This window comes from Microcoleus sp. PH2017_09_SFU_O_A (assembly GCF_020738625.1).
GTDB lineage: Bacteria > Cyanobacteriota > Cyanobacteriia > Cyanobacteriales > Microcoleaceae > Microcoleus.
Window position 1 is genome coordinate 1 of the sequence record NZ_JAEQCF010000134.1, and the last position, 19,362, is coordinate 19,362.

13 protein-coding genes are annotated in these 19,362 nt (G+C 47.7%); 9 read left to right on the top strand and 4 right to left on the bottom strand.

The features are described 5' to 3' along the window. Nucleotides 1-123 precede the first annotated feature (123 nt). From JGK16_RS30985 to JGK16_RS31000, 4 genes are all read left to right on the top strand, one after another. The gene (locus JGK16_RS30985; protein ID WP_293203575.1) at nt 124-609 is read left to right on the top strand and encodes a response regulator; all 486 of its coding nucleotides are present in this window, start codon (nt 124-126) and stop codon (nt 607-609) included. 39 nt (nt 610-648) lie between these two features. Further along, on the top strand, nt 649-2,319 hold the full coding sequence (locus tag JGK16_RS30990; RefSeq protein WP_293193697.1) for an ATP-binding protein: 1,671 nt from the start codon (nt 649-651) through the stop codon (nt 2,317-2,319). Between the two features lie 474 nt (nt 2,320-2,793). After that, nucleotides 2,794-3,798, top strand: coding sequence for a protochlorophyllide reductase (locus tag JGK16_RS30995; protein WP_293179196.1), 1,005 nt, complete (start codon nt 2,794-2,796; stop codon nt 3,796-3,798). Nucleotides 3,799-4,431: 633 nt separating this feature from the next. Next, nucleotides 4,432-6,438: a ShlB/FhaC/HecB family hemolysin secretion/activation protein gene (locus JGK16_RS31000; protein ID WP_293179193.1), complete on the top strand. Its 2,007-nt coding sequence runs from the start codon at nt 4,432-4,434 to the stop codon at nt 6,436-6,438. A gap of 75 nt (nt 6,439-6,513) precedes the next feature. On the opposite strand, the gene JGK16_RS31005 is transcribed toward JGK16_RS31000, so the two are convergent. From JGK16_RS31005 to JGK16_RS31020, 4 genes are all read right to left on the bottom strand, one after another. Further along, entirely contained in the window at nt 6,514-7,524 is a 1,011-nt protein-coding gene (locus JGK16_RS31005; protein WP_293193695.1) for an alpha/beta hydrolase, read from the bottom strand. Between the two features lie 114 nt (nt 7,525-7,638). Continuing rightward, nucleotides 7,639-8,088: a hypothetical protein gene (locus JGK16_RS31010; RefSeq protein ID WP_293193693.1), complete on the bottom strand. Its 450-nt coding sequence runs from the start codon at nt 8,086-8,088 to the stop codon at nt 7,639-7,641. A gap of 66 nt (nt 8,089-8,154) precedes the next feature. Then, on the bottom strand, nt 8,155-8,493 hold the full coding sequence (locus JGK16_RS31015; protein WP_293179181.1) for a DUF433 domain-containing protein: 339 nt from the start codon (nt 8,491-8,493) through the stop codon (nt 8,155-8,157). Between the two features lie 14 nt (nt 8,494-8,507). Then, nucleotides 8,508-8,744, bottom strand: a complete 237-nt coding sequence (locus JGK16_RS31020; RefSeq protein WP_293179178.1) for a hypothetical protein — start codon at nt 8,742-8,744, stop codon at nt 8,508-8,510. Nucleotides 8,745-9,149: 405 nt separating this feature from the next. On the opposite strand from JGK16_RS31020, the gene JGK16_RS31025 reads away from it, so the two are divergent. The 5 genes from JGK16_RS31025 to JGK16_RS31040 all read left to right on the top strand — a co-directional run bounded on the left by JGK16_RS31025 (nt 9,150) and on the right by JGK16_RS31040 (nt 19,145). Next, nucleotides 9,150-9,767: a Uma2 family endonuclease gene (locus JGK16_RS31025; RefSeq protein WP_293179175.1), complete on the top strand. Its 618-nt coding sequence runs from the start codon at nt 9,150-9,152 to the stop codon at nt 9,765-9,767. Between the two features lie 52 nt (nt 9,768-9,819). Continuing rightward, nucleotides 9,820-10,452: a filamentous hemagglutinin N-terminal domain-containing protein gene (locus tag JGK16_RS32855; RefSeq protein ID WP_366517191.1), complete on the top strand. Its 633-nt coding sequence runs from the start codon at nt 9,820-9,822 to the stop codon at nt 10,450-10,452. Beyond that, the gene (locus JGK16_RS31030; protein WP_366517192.1) at nt 10,346-12,691 is read left to right on the top strand and encodes a filamentous hemagglutinin; all 2,346 of its coding nucleotides are present in this window, start codon (nt 10,346-10,348) and stop codon (nt 12,689-12,691) included. Before JGK16_RS32855 ends, JGK16_RS31030 begins: the two co-directional genes overlap by 107 nt. Before the next feature lie 61 nt (nt 12,692-12,752). Beyond that, on the top strand, nt 12,753-15,797 hold the full coding sequence (locus JGK16_RS31035; RefSeq protein WP_293203576.1) for an S-layer family protein: 3,045 nt from the start codon (nt 12,753-12,755) through the stop codon (nt 15,795-15,797). A gap of 732 nt (nt 15,798-16,529) precedes the next feature. Next, nucleotides 16,530-19,145, top strand: a complete 2,616-nt coding sequence (locus JGK16_RS31040; protein WP_293193691.1) for a CHAT domain-containing protein — start codon at nt 16,530-16,532, stop codon at nt 19,143-19,145. The last annotated feature ends 217 nt before the right edge of the window (nt 19,146-19,362 follow it).

Below are 19,362 nucleotides of genomic sequence, written 5' to 3' on the forward strand. Positions count from 1 at the left end.
AAATTTGGAGATGTTCCAATTCCCAATCAAAATCCCAGAAATCATTTTCGGCTCCAATCTCGCATTTTTTCTCGTCTCATACCCTGATTCAGCAACGCCCACATTGTCAGCAGCGGTCAAACCATGACCGGATATTCAGCGATGCGTGCTATGCAACTCCCTCCCTTGCTGATCGTTGAAGACAGCAACGAAGACTTTGAAGCGTTCCAACGTTACCTACACCCATCTTTTTCGCAAATCCCCGTCTATCGCTGCACTAATGGCGATCGGGCCCTGGCGTTTCTCTACCGCACCGAACCCTACACCAATCCTAACACTGCTCCGCGTCCGGGACTGATTGTGCTAGACCTCAACTTACCGGGAACGGATGGGCGAGAGGTACTATATAAAATAAAACAGGATCGTAATTTGAAAAAGATTCCGGTGGTTGTTTTCACCACATCTAACAATCCCAAAGACATCGCAGCCTGCTACGAACAAGGAGCGAACAGCTATATCATCAAACCTATGGATTTTAAGCTGTTGAAGCGAAGTATTCAGACGTTGTTGAGCTACTGGTTTGAAATCACGATGCTCCCTGTTCAGTCTCCGGAGGAAGACCAATTATGAGTCAAGTTGAGCGCACTGTTTTGATTGTGGAGGATAACCGTGATCTATCCCAACGGCAGAATCAGGTGGGCGCTGAGCCTGGGGAAAGTGTTTTATAATGCGATCGGGCAAGCGATGCGGATGTCGGGCGTAGATTTGGATATCACCGATCGCAAGCACACCGAGGAAGCACTGCGTCACAGTGAAGAGTTTAGAAAACGGGTGTTAGACAGCAGCAGCGACTGCATCAAAGTGCTGGATCTGGATGCACGACTTTTATACATAAATACAGGAGGGATGTGCCTGTTGGAGATCGACGATCTCACCCCCTATTTGAACGCGGAATGGCTCTGTTTTTGGCAAGATGAAGCTCGGGAAGAGGTGGAAGCTGCGATCGCGGCGGCGAAGGCAGGAGAAGTGGCTAGATTTCAGGGCTTTTGTGCCACCGCCAAAGGCACGCCAAAATGGTGGGATGTCGTGTTAGCACCGATCCGGGATGTGGCAGGCCAAGTTGTACAAATCTTATCGACTTCGCGGGATATCACCGATCGCAAACAAGCGGAAATCGAACGCGATCGCATTCTGCAATTAAAACAAGCTGCCCTGGCCGAATCGGAAAGAGTTAACCGCATCAAAGACGAGTTTCTGGCGGTGCTTTCTCACGAGTTGCGATCGCCCCTCAACCGGATCTTAGGCTGGACGAAGTTGCTGCAAACTGGCAGGCTGAATGAAACCAAAACTGTAGCAGCGTTAGCGACGATCGAACGGAATGCCCTGGCACAGGCTCAATTAATTGACGACTTGCTCGATATGGCTCGCGTGCTGCGCGGCAAACTGAGTTTGAATGTGACTGCTGTCAATTTGTTGTCTACCATTGAATCTGCGATCGAAACAGTGCAGACTGCCGCCACCGCCAAGTCAATTCTGATTCATCACGTGCTATCCAATATCGGGCAAGTGTCTGGGGATGCGGTTCGCCTCCAGCAAATTGTCTGGAATTTGCTTTCCAACGCTGTCAAGTTCACTCCCAATGGTGGACGGATAGACGTTCGACTAGAGTCAGCAGACAACCAAGCGCAGATTGTGGTAACAGATACGGGTAAAGGCATCAATCGAGACTTTTTGCCCTACATCTTTGAGTCTTTCCGTCAAGAAGATGCTTCTGTTACTCGCAAACACGGGGGGCTAGGGTTGGGACTGGCGATCGTTTATCAACTGGTAGAAGCCCACGGCGGAACAATCAAAGCTGACAGTTTTGGGGAAGGAAAAGGAGCCACTTTTAGAGTCAGCCTGCCGCTGCTGAACGTCAAAACAGGGGAAAATCCGGACAAGTTATTAGAAGCAGAACAGGATCTCAGAGGCATCCGAGTGTTGGCAATTGATGACGAGGCAGACAGCCGGGAAGTAATCGGCGCATTCCTGGTTATGGCTGGAGCGGAGGTGATGACAGTTGCATCTGCGGCTGAATTTATGGTAGCCCTAGAGTCGTTTGTGCCGGATGTTTTGGTGAGCGATATTGGAATGCCAGAAGTCGATGGCTACAGTTTGATCGGATATGTGCGTTCTCTATCACCGGAGCGGGGGGGGCTGATCCCGGCGATCGCATTGACTGCCTATGCTGGAGAAATCAACCACCAACAAGCTCTGGCAGCAGGCTTTCAGAGGCACATTTCCAAGCCTGTGGAGCCAAATCTATTGGTTGGGGCGATCGCTGATTTACTGAGCAAATAGCTATGAAAACATCAGCCATAAATTGAGCATATCTTGATAACTTATTTCTCAATAATAGCTCATACCTAATACTTTTAACAAGACCATTTCCGACTACCTTTACCTTTCAATGCGTTCAAGTTATTCCCTCATATATATCATGTTCGCAGTGCGGACTTAAGTCCGCAAAAACGGTTCGTAGTGCGGACTTAAGTCCGCAAAATGCACTCCGATTCCGACTGAAGTCGGCACTACGAACTTATCTCCCGACTGAAGTCGGCACTACGAACTTATCTCCCGACTGAAGTCGGCACTACGAACTTATCTCCCGAATCTCCGAAAATGGGCTAGGAGTGTCGATCGGCAACCTAGAAAGTTGAGATTCACAACGTTTGGGCCTATCCTATTAACCTGAGGGCATCTGAAAACATCCGAGCTGCTAGCTCAGCTTTTGAGATGCCCCAAAATAATCAATAGCCAAGCATTTTTAAGAAAATGGCACAAAATCACAAGTCAACGGTTATCATCACCGGCGCATCCTCCGGCGTCGGCTTGTACGGCGCCAAAGCCCTTGCAGACAAAGGATGGCACGTAGTCATGGCCTGTCGCGACGTGCGAAAAGCCGGAGACGCCGCTCAAGAGTTGGGCATACCTCAAGGTAGTTTCACGATTATGCACATTGACTTGGGCGATTTGGAAAGCGTGCGCCGATTTGCTCGGGAATTCAAATCAAGCGGCAGGCCTCTAGACGCTTTGGTGTGCAACGCAGCTATCTATCTGCCTTTGATTAAGGAACCGCTGCGGAGCCCTGAAGGTTACGAGTTGACGATGACTACCAATCACCTCGGTCATTTCCTGCTGTGCAATCTGATGATGGATAGCATGAAACCTTCCTATTATCAAGATGCGAGAATCGTGATTTTGGGAACTGTGACTCACAATCCAGACGAGTTGGGTGGAAAGATTCCGCCGCGTCCTGATTTGGGCAAGTTTGAGGGTTTTGAAGCGGGTTTCCAAGATCCGGTTTCGATGGTAGATGGGAAGCAGTTTGAACCTGTCAAGGCTTACAAAGATAGCAAAGTTTGCAACGTGCTGACGATGCGGGAATTGCACCGCCGCTTTCACGAATCGACGGGGATTAATTTCACTTCGCTGTATCCGGGATGCGTGGCGGATACGCCACTTTTCCGCAATCACTATCCTTTATTTCAGAAACTTTTCCCGCTGTTTCAGAAGAATATCACCGGCGGTTATGTGTCGCAGGAGTTGGCGGGCGAAAGGCTGGCAATGGTGGTTGCAGATCCAGAATACAAGCAATCTGGGGCTTATTGGAGTTGGGGAAATCGTCAGAAAAAAGATGGTAAGTCTTTTGTGCAGAAGGTTTCTCCGCAGGCGCGCGATGATGAGAAAGGTGAGCGGATGTGGGAGTTGAGCGCTAAGTTGGTGGGATTGACTGACGGAGCTCCCATGGGTGCTGCTAGTGCGAGCCGCCCTGCATAATTAGGTTTGTAGTGAGGACTTTAGTCCTTCTTCTTGCGGACTAAAGTCCTCACTACGAACCTTGACGCACACAGGTTTGTAGTGAGAACTTCAGTCCTTCTTCTTGCGGACTAAAGTCCTCACTACAAACCTGTAGTTTGTGGGATGGGCGTCCCGCCCGTCTTTAAAGGACGGGCGGGACGCCCATCCCACAATAATTAAAATTCTAAGTTATTTAATTCGCGCTCCTAAGTTATTTAATTCTCATTCCTTACCAGGAAAAATTGGTTTAAATCCCCAAGCCTTGTAGGGAGAAATTAAAAAAAGACGATTGATTGCTCGACTCCTCTTCCTTTCCGGTAGAGGTCTCCCTCCTTTCGTCAAGTCAACTGTCAACCTGTATGCTGTCAACTGTCAACTGTCAACTGTCAACTGTCAACTGTCAAAGATATTTTTGCGGATCTGCATCCGGTTGCTGCGTAAGTTTTGGCGGAGGAACCAAAAGGTCGATCGACCTTTTGGTTTTTAGCCGTTGGGAAATTCTTGGCAGTGCCCGGTGTTGCCTTTTTTTCGGTTAAGATTAATTGTTAGTTTAGGGTGCGCTGGTTCCTTAAAATATTTTCACCCAATCTAGCGAAATAATAATTATATCATATGAACTGTAGATCGCAAAAATTATTTTTAATTGCTGGAATCTTTGGCTTAGTTTGGTTGGGAAAACCGACGAAAACATCCGCGAGCAACGTTGAAATTTTGACTTCAAATGTTGAGGATTTGGCAACAGTCCGCAGCGGAGCCGATCGACCTTTACGAACCAACGACACGAATCTTGACACCCGGGAAGACTTGCCGGCCACTGAGTCCGATCGATCGACTTTGGCACCAATTCTACCTGCGGAAACTCCCGATTTACAGCCAGAAGCTGCCAATTCTGTCGATCGCACATTCGCCACGAACGATCGAGAAACTCAGCTTTCTAACCGAGATCAAAAGCTAAAAGAAAATATAGGTATCGATCGAGATTCGCAACTGAGCCAACTGCCCAACCCAATTCAACCCAGAGAGCCGGAATTGCCTGCACCAATAGCCCCGCAACCGCCGCCGCCGTCTCCCCTCCAACCAACTCCCCCAACACCAGTTCCCGGCGATTCCAGACCGGGGATTCCGGGTACAATTCGGGTTTTGCGGTTTGAATTTGAGGGAAACACAGCTTTTAGCGATCGCGAACTCGCAGCAGTTACGCAACAGTTTGCGGGGCGCGACATCACCTTTGCCGAACTGATCGCAGCAGAAGGGGCAGTGACTCAAAAATACGTAGCAGCAGGATACATCAATTCCGGCGCTGTAATTCCCGCCAACCAAACATTTCCCAGAGAAGGAGGTGTGGTGAAAATTCGGATTGTCGAAGGCGGATTAGATGAAATTCAGATTAGTGGAAACAGGCGTTTAAATGCCAATTACGTGCGATCGCGCTTGGAACGTGTCACCAGGCGGCCATTGAATCGCGATCGGCTGCTGGAAGCGTTGCAAATGCTGCAACTCGACCCCTTAATTGCCAATATTTCGGCAGAATTGCAAGCTGGAAGCCGCCCGGAAAACAGCCGTTTAGAAGTGCGGATTAAAGAAGCAGACAGCTTCAGCGGCGAAGTTTTTCTAGACAACAATCGATCGCCCAGCGTGGGCAGTTTTCGGCGCGGCGCGCGCATCAATCAAGCGAATTTGCTCGGTTTGGGCGACGGATTAGAGCTATCCTACGCTAACACCGACGGCAGCAACGAATTCAACGGCAGCTACACAGTCCCCGTCAACGCGCGCAACGGCACGATTCGGTTTGCTGCGAGTGCTGCGAGCACTAACGTGATCGAGGAACCGTTTGATGCTGCGGAAATTGAGGGGAAATCGCGAACTTACGAGTTAACTTACCGCCAGCCGATCGTCGAAAAGCCCGATCGCACTTTGGCTGTGGGAGTAACTTTTTCGCGACAAGAAAGCGATACATTCCTGTTGGGAGAAAGATTTGCGCTGTCGGCGGGAGCAAACGAGCGCGGCGAAACGCGGGTTTCGGCGGTGCGGTTTTTTCAAGAATACGTGCAGCGGAATTCCCGACAAGTGCTCGCAGCGCGATCGCAGTTTTCCATCGGTACCAATTTTTTGGGTGCTACTGCGAACGATAGCGGCCCTGACAGTCGCTTCCTGGCGTGGCGCGGACAAGCGCAGTACGTGAGGCTGCTAGCGCCGGAAACCTTGCTAATAGTGCGTTCCGACATTCAGTTCGCCGATCGCCCGCTGCTTTCCCTCGAACAAATCGGGATCGGCGGCGTGCAAAGCGTGCGCGGATACCGGCAGGATTTGTTGTTAACTGATAGCGGTGCGATCGCATCTGCGGAGGTGCGTATCCCAGTTTGGCGCGTGCCGAAAGTCAAAGGATTGTTGCAAGTCGCTCCGTTTGTGGATTTTGGGGTAGGCTGGAACAATTCCGGAGAAAAAGCGAATGCTGACTCTGACAAACTTTTGGGTGCGGGTGTTGGATTGGTGTGGCAAATGGGCGATCGGTTTAATATGCGCTTAGACTATGGTATTCCCTTGATTAATGTCCGAGGGGGCGATCGAACTTTCCAGGAAAAAGGCCTCTACTTTCGGATCAATTATTTTCCGTTTTAATATTGTAGGTTGCGTTGAGTGCGATCGAACCCTACGCTTCGCTTCACCCAACACTTTCATCTTTAGCGCTGACGGTCAATTTTTATTAAGTGGCGATCTCAATTCAATCAGTTGATGAACCGCACTAACCACCAATTCAGGCTGATCTAGCATTACAAGATGTCCACTATTTTCTGCAATGATATGTTGGCTATTTGAGGATAGTTGGGTCAAGTCTCGCTGAAGCAATTGCCATTTCTGGAATCTTTCATCACTCATCTGTGGATTTTTAGAGCCTTGACTTAATACAATCAAAGGCAGATTCCCCAGTAGTGTACTCGCTTGCAATTGCTGAAAGCTCCTTTTCATATTGGCAAGCTCACTTGACGTAGTTGCCCAATAACAGGGGCGGTAACAGGAAGATTTGAAGGTGTCAAATAGAGCTTGCACTGCCAACGGATATTTTTGACTTTCTTGTTTGATATCCTTAAACATTGGCAACACATTCATATCTCCGATTAATCGTAACACTCCAACCCGACTGGCAATTATCAGAAGCTGGTAAAGCAAAATTACCCTTTTCATACGCTTCCATATTGCGGGTGTTATTTGATCTTCATGGACAGAATCAACCAGCACCAATCCGACGACTTCTTCTGGATGTTGACTGGCATATAGTCGCATATTGCCTCCACCCAAGGAGTGGCCAACTAAAATGTAGGGAGGTTCGATCTTAGCTTTCGTCAACAGGGCGTGTAATTCATCAACACTCTGCTGACTTGTGCGAGGTATCTTGGGATTGGGATCGCTCCAACCCAACCCTGCTCGATCGTAGGTACAGACACGAGTAAACTTAGCAATTTCAGAGGGAACCAGACCCCACGTAATTGAGGGAGCACCACCGCCAGCATCCATAATGACTGTTGGTGTCCCTTTTCCCACACAGTTGAGATGTAGACGAAATCCTCCAATATCAAACAGTTCACCCTGCGGAGGATACTTGCGTCGATCGATTATTTGACTGACTGCTTGATAGAGAATTCCAGCAAATAAACTGATAGCGGTAATACCTAGAGCAAGCACGATCAATTTTTCTGTGGTTGTCATAGCAAAATTTATAGAACTGATACCATTGCACTCAAGTTTATCTTTTATAACGATTAATTTGCCGCTTCGACCGGGTTGTTATGCCGCCGCGATCGCCCTATAGTGCTATTGCCTCTACATACTTTTCTGATACTGCTCAATCGTCGCTGCAATTTTATTCATCAATTGTTGATCCTGCTTTGGATCGAATGGGGGCGCATTTTTCCAATCATAAAACCATACTGGCTTCCGTTGCTTCTCTTCTGGCTCAGTTGCGAACCTCGGAAACACATGGGCATGTAGTGCCGCTTCACTGTTACCCAAGATTTCGTAGTTGATACGAATTGCACCAGTGACCTCAAGCAAAGCATCACCCAAAACCGTCATGTCTTGTAAGAAGATTATGCGTTGCTCCATTGTTAAAGCGTTCAGACTTGGCACAACTGGATCGGGTAGCAAAAGTGAATACCCCTGCAAGAACTGAACATCACCAAGCACTACCCAGCCCGATGGAACCCGACAAATTACTGCCGGATTAATTCCCTGACGTGCTTCCTCGACTCGACGATGAATCAGAGTAATCATTCTAAGTTTTAGTTGCCCTAACTATTGGGTCGATCGTATTGTCGAAGTTTTCATCAGCAAGAAATTTTAACATGGTTCTTGCGCTGTTTTGCGGGCAAGCAGGCGATCGCGCAAGCCTTGTGGGTCGAATTTTGCTTGATTCATAGTGCGAATCTCTTGCGATTGCTGCCGTCGCTGTTGCAAGTACGCTTCTACTTCCGATTCGTGCTTGAGATAGAAGGCGATCGTGGCATAAACGTCAGCTAGATTCAGAGACGGATAGCGATAAACAGTTTCTTCTGCGGTCGCGCCCTGCTGAAAAACACCGATTACAGTATCTAATGTAACGCGAGTTTTGCCGACGAGAATCACACCATCTTCATTTGCATTTAAAGGAGCCCGTTCAGCTACGATTGTCAGTGTCATAAGCATCTTCAAATTCAATATCCCAATAGTAGCAAATCCACTCGTCGCGCTTCCAACATTGCAGCCACGTCCTCATCTGTCGGTGCGGGTTGGTCTGTCTTTAGCAAGCCTCGCATCCGCTGAATCGCACCAGAACGATCGCCCCTGGTAACTGGCGGATATTGCAAGGACTCAATGATGGCGCTCACTAACGCAAGGCGATCGCTCGGTGGCAGTTTGAAGACCTGCTCTTTGACTTCTTCTAGCAACATAGACGGCTCCTAAGATTGAAGGTGTCTACCATCTAGTATGAACGATTGCGTTCTCCATGACCAGGTAGAATTAGCTCTGTTCCCGGTAACTCATTCAAACTCATGACTCTTTCTCCTCTGAGTTATATCAAATCCCGTAGCATCAGAATTTTTCATCTCTCTTATCTCCCTCTGTGTTCTCTGCGTTCTCTGTGGTTAAATCACGATCGTGCAACGGTCAACGATCTTACATTCAAAACCTTTGATAAATTTCTCACATTTTAGCGCTGACAGTCAAATTTTATTAAGTGGCGGTCTCGATCGCTACTTGGATCGCGATCGCACTGATACGATCCAAATATATAATTATAATGGAACCGGAAACGATATAAATCCTAACCTAGTTAACACAAGAGGGCTTGTCTTATGGTTCAGACAAAAACTAAACTAACATTTGTAGAGTTTATCGAAAAGTACCCCGACGGATCGGGCATCTACGAACTTGTAAATGGAGAGATTGTCAAAGTGGAAGCAACCAGAGCTCATAAAAATGTAGCACGATTTCTAGTATTTGGCTTTAACGATGAAATCAGGCGCTTGGAACTTGACTATATCGTTGACAAAGATATAGTTTTCAGAACTGTAACAGCGAGGGGGCAAGAGCAAGGCAGAAATCCTGATGTCGGCGTGGTCAAGGCATCAGTATGGAATAGCAATGTCCGCGGCTACGGAGCCCTTACCGAACCTATACAATTAGCAGTAGAAGTAACTTCAACTAACTGGGAAGACGACTATGTTGATAAGTTGGATGAGTATCAACGGCTCGGTATTTGTGAATATTGGATTGTGGACTATTTAGCTATCGCTTCTAGGGCTTATTTAGGTAATCCCAAAATTCCCACAGTTTTTGTTTACTCTTTGGAAAATGACCGCTATTTAGTTCAAAGTTTTACAGGTAATGAGCGCATTATCTCTAAAACTTTTCCCGAACTAGAAATCACTGTAGAGCAAATTGTGATTAGCAGCCAAATGCAAAACCTTTAGAGAAACGAGATGAGCTTACACAGATCGACTTTATCCTAAAAATAATTTTTTTATGCCTCGCTTACATTACTCCCTACTGTTTGCCTTCCTGTTGCTATTTCCCGCAAGTGCGATCGCCCAAATCATCCCCGACAGCACTTTAGGTGCCGAAAGTTCGCGCCTTGTACCGGATACAATCAACAACTTACCCTCAGATCGCATTTCAGGAGGCGCAACTCGCGGCTCTAATCTCTTTCACAGTTTCCGCTCCTTCAACATCGGTGAAGGGCGGGGACTTTATTTTGAAAATCCCAGCGCAGTTTCTAACATCTTCACCCGCGTCACGGGCGGGCAACCCTCAAATATTTTAGGAACCCTCGGAGTCCAAGGCAATGCCAACTTATTTTTAATCAACCCGAAAGGAATTGTCTTCGGCCCCAATGCAAGATTAGATTTGCGCGGTTCATTTGTCGCTTCAACGGCTGACAGTATTGTATTTAATAACGGCTTTGAATTCAGCACCAACACAGGGCAAACATCCCCACTGTTAACAGTTAATATTCCAGTTGGTCTGAGATTTAGAGACAATCCCGGTACAATTGTCAATCAATCCACAGCTACAGGAACAGTCAATCTCCCAGCAGGGTCAAACTTTAGCACTGATTGGCGGCGACATCCAAATCCCAGGTGGCAATTTAACTGCTAGTGGCGGACAAATTTTGCTCGGTAGCGTAGCCAGTCCTGGTTTAGTAGATTTGGCACTAACCCCTGGTGTATCCGGGCCTGGTAATCTTACTTTAAATTATGGCAACATTCAAAACTTTGGCAATATTCAAATATCCAATGGTACGCTGATTAACACGAGTGGAACAGGTGGCGGTAGAGTAGAAATAACAGGTGGAAATATCGGTATCAACGCTGCACAAATATATGCGTTCACCTTCGGAAATGCTGGCGGAAAAGGTATTGATATAAACGCCCAAAAAATGCAAGTAAAAAATGGCACGCAATTGTCTACTTTCACTTTAGGAGATGGTGCTGGAGGTAATATCAATTTGCGCGGTGCTGATTCGGTAGAAATGAGCGGGCAGGGAATTGAGAGCTTTCAACAAATTGTAATTAAATATCTCCTATCGGGAACAGTTGACCCTTTTGACCCTAAGTTTATGTTTTTTAACGGTACTGCTGGCGCCGGAAATGGGGGAAGCGTCAACATCGATACCGGACGGCTGCTGATGCGCGATGGGGTAGTAGGTAGCGGCATTACTTTAGGTGCTGGAAATGGCGGCAATCTGAATATCCGCGCCAACACTTTTGAAATCGCGAGTTCTGGAATCAACAACGCCACAGCTAAAGATAGTAGCGGTGCCGGAGGAAGCATCAACCTTGATGTTGGGCGGTTAATTATGCGCGATGGTTCCCTTCTCGGCAGTACGAGTTACAGTAACGGGCCGTCGGGAAATATCACCGTAAAAGCTGCTGAATCGGTAGAACTGTCCAACTCCAGTAGCAGAACTGCTATATCAACTGGAATCAGCACTCTCAGTATCGGTTCTAGCGGCAGAGCAGGGGATATTACGGTTGATACCAAGCGCTTGAGTCTTGCTGACGGTTCTGCTTTTACATTAGGAACAGGTATATTAGTGGGCTTTCTGTTTTCCAGGAACGGCGGAGCGGCGGGAAACTTAACAGTTAGGGCCAGCGAGTCAGTGGAAATTACAGGAATTTCTCCTGTTTTGACTAGCGGGAATCGCACTGATAGTGCGCTGAGTTCTGCAACTTTGAGTTCTAGTCGGGGCGGGAATATCCGCGTCGATACGCCGAGGTTGGTGGTGCGGGATGGGGGGCTAATTTCTACGAGATCTTTTGGTGCTGGAAATGGAGGTGATGTTACTATTAATGCCGATCGCATTGAAGTCAGTGGCATCAGCAGTAACGGTTTATCTGTCAGTTCAATTGATGCTTCTGTCGGCAGCCGGTTCCCGATTAATAGTCCCAACCCGACGGCGAATGCTGGCGAATTGAATCTTAATACCCGTCAATTGATCGTTCGGGATGGCGCTACAGTCACGGTGCAGGCTAGGGGAACCGGACGGGCTGGTAATATCAATGTTGTCGCAGATGCAATTTCCCTTGACGCCAAAAGCAGCATTGACGGCACAACTGTATCCGGTACGGGTGCAAATATTAACCTGCAAGCAAAAAGCATTGAGTTGCGACGCGGCAGCCGGATTACTACCGATGCAGGTAATTCCGACGGCGGTAACATCAATCTCAACAGCCAGATTCTAGTCGCCCTCCCCCAAGAAAATAGCGACATCACCGCCAACGCCCGCACCGCAGGTGGCGGCCGCGTCAATGTTAATGTCCCGAATGTCTTGGGCTTTGCAGCAGTCGGCCGGGAACAAGTCAGAAGCAGGTTGAATCTCAGTGACGCGCAATTTGCAGCTTTGCAAGTCAGTCCTACTTCTCTGCTTGAGAGTAGCGACATCGCCGCGATTTCTCAAAGTGCAGGCCCGGCTTTGCAAGGTACTGTTACTTTTAGTTCTTCTGGGGTGAATCCCGCTCAAGGTTTGGTAGAATTGCCACAAAATGTGGTGAATCCGGCTGCATTAATTGCGGCAAATCCCTGCATTGAAGGAGCCGATAACGAGTTTACTGTTACTGGTCGGGGGGGAGTGCCTCCTAGCCCCAATGACTCTCTGGGTAGCACAGAAACACCGTTTCCGTGGATAGAAATAGAAGAGGAAGGAAGAAGGAAGAAGGAAGAAGGAAGAAGGAAGAAGGGAAGAAGGGAAGAAGGTGAAATTCCCGATCGGGAAGTTGTTCCTGCTCAAGGCTGGGTGATGAATGAGAAAGGGGAAGTTACGCTGGTGGCTGCGGAAGTTGCCGGTCAATTTCCACAGCGCACGAGGCGTCCTGATTCTGTTTGTCAGCCTCGATAACTACAAACAGGGCAAATGCTAGAAATTTTATGACCGAATGTTAGCTAACAAAAGGTTGATTATGATTTTCCAATATCTCTACTTATGGCAGATTTGCCAAATTAATGAACTCAAAGACCGAGACAAATACTATATTTTAAGAGTGATTTACCTTTTAGATCGCGATCGGTCGATTACGAAAAGAAAAACGGTTCGTAGTGCGGACTTTAGTCCGCAGAATAAGAGCGGACTAAAGTCCGCACTACGAACTTTACTTGTTGCGGTTAATCGACGGAACCTGATATTATTTGCATTTTTTTACCTGTGTCTGTTTACTGAAAGTGCGATCGCCCAAATCGTCCCCGACAGCAGCTTGGGAGCAGAAAGTTCGCGCCTTGTACCCGATAATATCAACAACTTACCATCAGAGCGAATCACTGGTGGTGCCACTCGCGGCGTGAATTTATTTCACAGTTTTCGAGAATTTAACATCAAAAGTGGAGAGGGAGCTTATTTTGAAAATCCCAGCGGAATTGCTAACATCTTCACCCGCGTCACGGGCGGGCAACCCTCAAATATTTTAGGAACCCTCGGAGTCCTAGGCAATGCCAACTTATTTTTAATCAATCCCAGAGGACTTATTTTCGGCCCCAACGCTCGGTTAGATTTGCGCGGTTCGTTTGTCGCTTCAACTGCTGAGAGTATTGTATTTAATAACGGCTTTGAATTCAGCAGCACCACAGGGCAAACATCCCCGCTGTTAACAGTTAATATTCCAGTTGGTCTGAGATTTAGAGACAATCCCGGTACAATTGTCAATCAATCCACAGCTACAGGAACAGTCAATCTCCCAGCAATCCCAGGTGGCAATTTAACTGCTAGTGGCGGACAAATTGCACTCGGTAGCGTAGCCAGTCCCGGTTTAGTAGATTTGGCACTGACATCGAGTCCACAGCAGGGGAGTTTAAGTTTAAATTATGGCAACATTCAAAACTTTGGCAATATTCAAATATCCAATAGTACGCTGATTAACACGAGTGGAATAGGTGGCGGTAGAGTAGAACTCAAAGGTGGAAATATCGGCATCAATGCTGCACGAATATATGCGCTCACCTTCGGGAATATTGATGGAAAAGGTATTGATATAAACACCCAAAAGTTGCAAGTGCAAAACGGGACGCAATTGTCTACTTTCACTTTTGGAGATGGTGCTGGAGGTAATATCAATTTGCGCGCTGCTGATGCAATAGAAATCAGCGGGCTGGGAATTGAGGGCTTTCAACAGATTGTAATTAAATATCTGGCATCGGGACTAATCGACCCATTAGCTGCGAACTTTGTGTTGCTTAATGCTACTGCTGGCGCTGGAGCAGCCGGAGACATTAAAATCGATACTGGACGCCTGCTGATGCGGGATGGTGCAATATTTGGCGGCATAGCTTTTGGTGCTGGAAATGGTGGAAATTTAAGCATCCGTGCGAATACTTTTGAGATTCAGGGTTCTGGGAGCAACAACGCAACAACGAAAGGGAGTACCGGTGCGGCAGGAAATATCACCGTTGATGTCCAAAGATTGATCCTGCGGGATGGTGCTATTCTCGCCAGCACTAGCTACAACGCTGCCCGATCGGGAAATATAACAATTAAAGCTGCTGAATCGGTACAATTGTCGAACACCATTTCTCAAACTGCTGTCGCAAGCGGCATCAGCACGCTTACCATCGGCTCTACCGGAAAGGCGGGAGATATCACTATCGATACAAAACGGCTGAGTCTTTCTGGGGGCTCCGCGTTCACCTTGGGGAGCGGTGTTTCGGTTGGCGGAGTTATCTTCTCTACGAATGGGGGGCCAGGAGGAAACTTAACTGTTAGGGCTAGCGAATCAGTAGAAATTGCAGGTATTTCTGAAGTTTTGAGCAATGGGAATCAAGTTGCTAGTGCTTTTTCCTCTGGAACAATTAGTTCTAGCCGGGCCGGGGATATCCGCATTGACACGCGAAACCTGATTCTGCGGGATGGGGGCTTCATTTCTTCTAATTCTTCGGGTAAAGGAAACGTGGGGGATATTACGATTAATGCCGATCGCGTCGAAGTAAATGGTAGTTTAGGTAATCCTCGTTTTAACAGTTCTATTGATGCTTCTGTTGGCAAGGCGACGGGTGATAATCCCAATGCTACGGCAAATGCAGGTTCGGTGAACTTGAATGTCGATCGATTGATTGTCCGGAATGAAGGCAATGTGACGGTGCAAGCTTTGGGAACCGGGCGCGCTGGTAATATCAATATTGTCGCAAATGCGATCGGCCTTGACAACAAAGGTAGCATTGATGGTAGAAGTGCATCCGGTGTCGGAGCAAATATTAACCTGCAAGCACGAGACATCCAATTGCGCCGCGGAAGTCGAATTACCACCGATGCGGGTACTTCTGAAGGTGGCAATATCAATATTAATAGCAATACTTTGCTCGCCCTCCCCCAAGAAAACAGCGACATCACCGCCAACGCCCGCACCGCAGGTGGCGGCCGCGTCAATGTTAATGTCCCGAATGTCTTGGGCTTTGCAGCAGTTGGCCGGGAACAAGTCAGAAGCAGGTTGAATCTCAGTGACGCGCAATTTGCAGCTTTGCAAGTCAGTCCCACATCTCTGCTTCAAAGTAGCGACATCACCGCGATTTCTCAAAGTGCTGGCCCGGCTTTGCAAGGGGCGGTAACATTTACTGCTTCTGGGGTAAATCCCGCTCAAGGTTTAGTAGAGTTGCCACAAAATGTGGTGAATCCGGCTGCGTTAATTGCTGCTAATCCCTGCGTTGAAGGAGCCGATAACGAGTTTACTGTCACGGGGAAAGGAGGAGTGCCACCGAGTCCTAATGACTTTCTTGGTAGCGCACAAACGCCGTTTCCGTGGGTGGAAGCAGAAGGAAGTTCGGCAACGAGCGCTGTACGGGATGTAACGGATGTAACGGATAGAAGTCCGAAGGAAGAAAGGGAAAAAAAAGCTCGGGAAGTAGTTCCGGCGCGCGGTTGGGTGGTGAATGAGAAAGGGGAGGTGACGCTGGTTGGATACAATCCAGGTAATGCTGCTGAGTCTCGCAATCCTCGATCGAATTCTCTTTGTCCGTCGCGCTGACAAGATGTTTTTTACGGCGGATAAACGCGGATTAATTGGGTGCATCTCAATGCAAGCAAATATGTTTGTATGGGCTATAGCATGACCGCAGTGAATATAAGATTATAACTAATAACTTATATGCAGTCATGCTTCTTCAGGCTTCAAAAACCAGATGCACCCGATTAATTGGTGATTGGTAAGTGGTGTACTGAATTTAAATTGTCTATTTTAATGCAATACAATTGAGAGCAGACCGCCAAGAGAGCAAAAGCCATGTGAAAAATAAATTCTGCGATGGGAGCATCTCAGTTTTGCTATAGTGCGAGCGTCCCCGCTCGCGTGCGTCCCCGCTCGCGTGCGTCCCCGCTCGCGTGCGTCCCCGCTCGCGTGCGTGTATAAGCCAATACGGTTTACTTAAGACAGTCCGTTGGAAAAACGAGGTGAAAAATAGACGCTGCGATTGCCGCGCGTGGACGTTCGCAATGACAAAAAAGCATTAAGTAAACCGTATAAAAAATGCTTCTTACAAAACTGAGATGCTCCCTTCTGCGATTGCTTCGTTCCTCGCAATGACAATTATCACCCAATACAGTTTACTTAGGACGGTACAGGGGGAAAAAGCAATGTGAAAAATAGATTCTGGGATTGCTTCGTTCCTCGCAATGACAATTATAACCCAAGCCTATTGTATTTTAATGCCCTATTTCACCCTCTCCCACTCTCTCCCCGTCTTCCTACAAGTGCTTGAATATGAAATTTACCCGATCGCTCCGACAAGCAATTCTCTTATTTCTGATATCCTGTCTGCTAGCGGTGGCGATTCCTCCCGCAGTTGCTCAGATGCGGTCACCACCAGCGGTGCAGCTTGTCCGACAAGCTCGAACTCTGTATGCTTCAGAACGTTTTTCCGAAGCTGTGCCGCTGTTACAGCAAGCGGCGACGCAATTTGAGGCAAAAGGTCAAAATCTCGATCGCGCGGCGGCTTTGAGCAATTTAGCTGCAACCTACGGGCAACTAGCGCTTTGGGAACAAGCAGAACAAGCTGTGAATTCGAGTTTGTCGGTGGTGCGGGCGCAACCCAAAACTCCCGAACAGCAGCGGATTTGGGCGGAAACTCTCAACATTCAAGGACAGATTAAACTCGAACGGGGGCAGACTCAAGATGCGATCGACATTTGGACGCAAGCTGCTAAATTTTTTGAGCAAATTGATAGCAAAAATCAACTTTTGCAAGTTCAAATCAATCAAAGTCGAGCTTGGGAAACTCTCGGACTTTACCCCAGAGCTTGCAAAATATTGTTAGGTTCTTTGAACCTGGAAAACAAAACCTGTGAAGTTTTGCCCGCAGGCTTAGTAAGTTTGAAAAATCAATCTGTTTCCTTAGAAAATATTCGGGCAATTAATGCTTTAGCCAGGGTGCTGCGGGTTTTGGGACAACTGGAACGCTCCGAGGATTTGCTGTCAGCGGGAATGGAAGCAGCCCGAAAAATAGGTGTCCCACAAGAAGAGGCTGCAATTTATTTGAATTTGGGAAACACAGCCCGGGCTAAAAGCAATAAACCGGGTTTGAGTATGGAAAAGCGGACTGATTTGGAACGCTCCGCCTTAGAATATTATGCTCTAGCGGCAGAGGCGATGCCGGGGAAATCAACTATCGGGATGCAGGCGAGGTTGAATCAATTGAGTCTGTTTGCAGATAGCCAAAATGCCTCGGAAGCACAGATTTTGTGGCGTTCTCTTGAACCTCAAGTCGCTCAATTCCCTTCCAATCGTGCTGGGCTTTACGCTCAAATTAATCTAGCACAGACCTTGATTAAATTGGATAAATTACCAATCGGTACTCCAGGTTTGAGCGATATCGCTCAAATGCTTTCCTTGGCTGGGGAATCGGCAAACCGTTTGGGCGACAAACGAATACAAGCTTATATTTTAGGAGCTAGGGGCAAGGTTTACGAACTCAAACAACAGCATTCTATAGCTGAAACTTTGACTCTTGAAGCTTTGAGTTTAGCACCGGCGTTTCAATCTCCCGATATTGCCTATCAATTATTGTGGCAACTCGGACGGATTCGGAAAGCTCAGGGGAATACAGAAGGGGCGATCGTTCAATATACTCAAGCTGTAAATGTATTGTCTTCTCTGCGCGGCGATTTGGTAACAGTTAATCCCGAAGTGCAATTTTCGTTTCGGGAAAGTGCCGAACCAGTTTATCGGGAATTAGTCGGGCTGCTGTTGCAAGATGAATCCCCCACTCAAGATAAGTTAAAACAGGCTCGCCAAACGGTGGAATCTTTGCAGTTGGCGGAATTGGATAACTTTTTTCGGGATGCTTGTGCTGATGCTAAACCAAAGTCGATCGAGGAAATCGATCCGACGGCGGCGGTGATTTACCCAATTATTTTGAGCGATCGTTTGGAGGTAATTTTGTCAATTCCCGGCAAGCCTCTGCGCCGCTATACGACTAAGAAGTCTCAATCCGAGTTAGAAACAGCCTTCAAACTAGCCAAAAATACCATCAGGCCTTCTGCTTTTGTGCGCGACAGGTTCCCACCTATTCAACAGGTTTACGACTGGTTAATCCGCCCCGCAGAAGCCGATTTGACTGCCAGCGGGATTAAAACGCTGGTATTTGTGCTCGATGGTTACTTGCGAAATCTGCCGATCGCAGTGCTGCACGATGGCGAAAAGTTTTTGGTAGAAAAATACAGTATTGCTTTGGCGCCGGGACTGCAATTGCTGGCACCGAAACCGCTCAGCCAAGTAAAGTTAAAAGTGCTAACTGGTGGCTTGTCGGAATCGCGTCAAGGCTTCTCGGCTTTGCCGGGGGTGAAAGAGGAACTCGAACAAATTTCAGCCCAGATGCCGGCGAGTGCGCTGCTGAATCAAGATTTTGTCAGCACGCAGTTGCACGATCGCATTAAAGCTTTGTCTTACCCGATCGTCCATTTAGCAACTCACGGTCAGTTTAGCTCGAATGCGGCGGATACTTTTATTGTGACTTGGGATCAAAAAGTAAATGTTAAGGAGTTCGATCGACTTTTGCGATCGCGCACTGGGGAGAAACAACAGCCGATCGAGCTTTTGGTGTTGAGTGCTTGCGAAACTGCTTCCGGCGATAACCGGGCCGCATTGGGTTTAGCTGGCGCCGCAATTCGATCGGGTGCTCGCAGCACAGTCGCCACCCTTTGGCAAGTAAACGACGAATCTACCGCTATTTTTATGACTGAGTTTTACCGCCAGCTTGGTGGTTCTAAAGCCAGCAAAGCTGAAGCCCTCCGCAACGCTCAATTAACCCTGCTGCAAAACGAAGAGTATCAAAATCCTTATTTCTGGGCGCCTTTCGTGCTAGTAGGGAATTGGCAATAAGTTGACAGTTGGCTGTTGACTGTTGACTGTTGACTCCGAAAGCAGTTTGTAGGGGCGGTGCCCCCTGGCCCGCCCTCTTAGTTGGGTGGTTTTATTGTCGGGAAAAGAAATCTGAAACTACCAAAATTATCGATCGAAGATTGGCTCGTGCTTGGGCCAAGGTACGTAGTTGCGCTTCAGCGCTCTTTCCTAGATCTCAGCAAAGAGTGCTCCCATC

What these genes read in the sequence shown, in the direction of transcription:
- JGK16_RS30985 (WP_293203575.1), top strand. Translation starts at nt 124, where the DNA reads ATGACCGGATATTCAGCGATGCGTGCTATGCAACTCCCTCCCTTGCTG.
- JGK16_RS30995 (WP_293179196.1), top strand. Translation starts at nt 2,794, where the DNA reads ATGGCACAAAATCACAAGTCAACGGTTATCATCACCGGCGCATCCTCC.
- JGK16_RS31000 (WP_293179193.1), top strand. Translation starts at nt 4,432, where the DNA reads ATGAACTGTAGATCGCAAAAATTATTTTTAATTGCTGGAATCTTTGGC.
- JGK16_RS31005 (WP_293193695.1), bottom strand. Translation starts at nt 7,524, where the DNA reads ATGACAACCACAGAAAAATTGATCGTGCTTGCTCTAGGTATTACCGCT.
- JGK16_RS31010 (WP_293193693.1), bottom strand. Translation starts at nt 8,088, where the DNA reads ATGATTACTCTGATTCATCGTCGAGTCGAGGAAGCACGTCAGGGAATT.
- JGK16_RS31015 (WP_293179181.1), bottom strand. Translation starts at nt 8,493, where the DNA reads ATGACACTGACAATCGTAGCTGAACGGGCTCCTTTAAATGCAAATGAA.
- JGK16_RS31020 (WP_293179178.1), bottom strand. Translation starts at nt 8,744, where the DNA reads ATGTTGCTAGAAGAAGTCAAAGAGCAGGTCTTCAAACTGCCACCGAGC.
- JGK16_RS31025 (WP_293179175.1), top strand. Translation starts at nt 9,150, where the DNA reads ATGGTTCAGACAAAAACTAAACTAACATTTGTAGAGTTTATCGAAAAG.
- JGK16_RS32855 (WP_366517191.1), top strand. Translation starts at nt 9,820, where the DNA reads ATGCCTCGCTTACATTACTCCCTACTGTTTGCCTTCCTGTTGCTATTT.
- JGK16_RS31035 (WP_293203576.1), top strand. Translation starts at nt 12,753, where the DNA reads ATGATTTTCCAATATCTCTACTTATGGCAGATTTGCCAAATTAATGAA.
- JGK16_RS31040 (WP_293193691.1), top strand. Translation starts at nt 16,530, where the DNA reads ATGAAATTTACCCGATCGCTCCGACAAGCAATTCTCTTATTTCTGATA.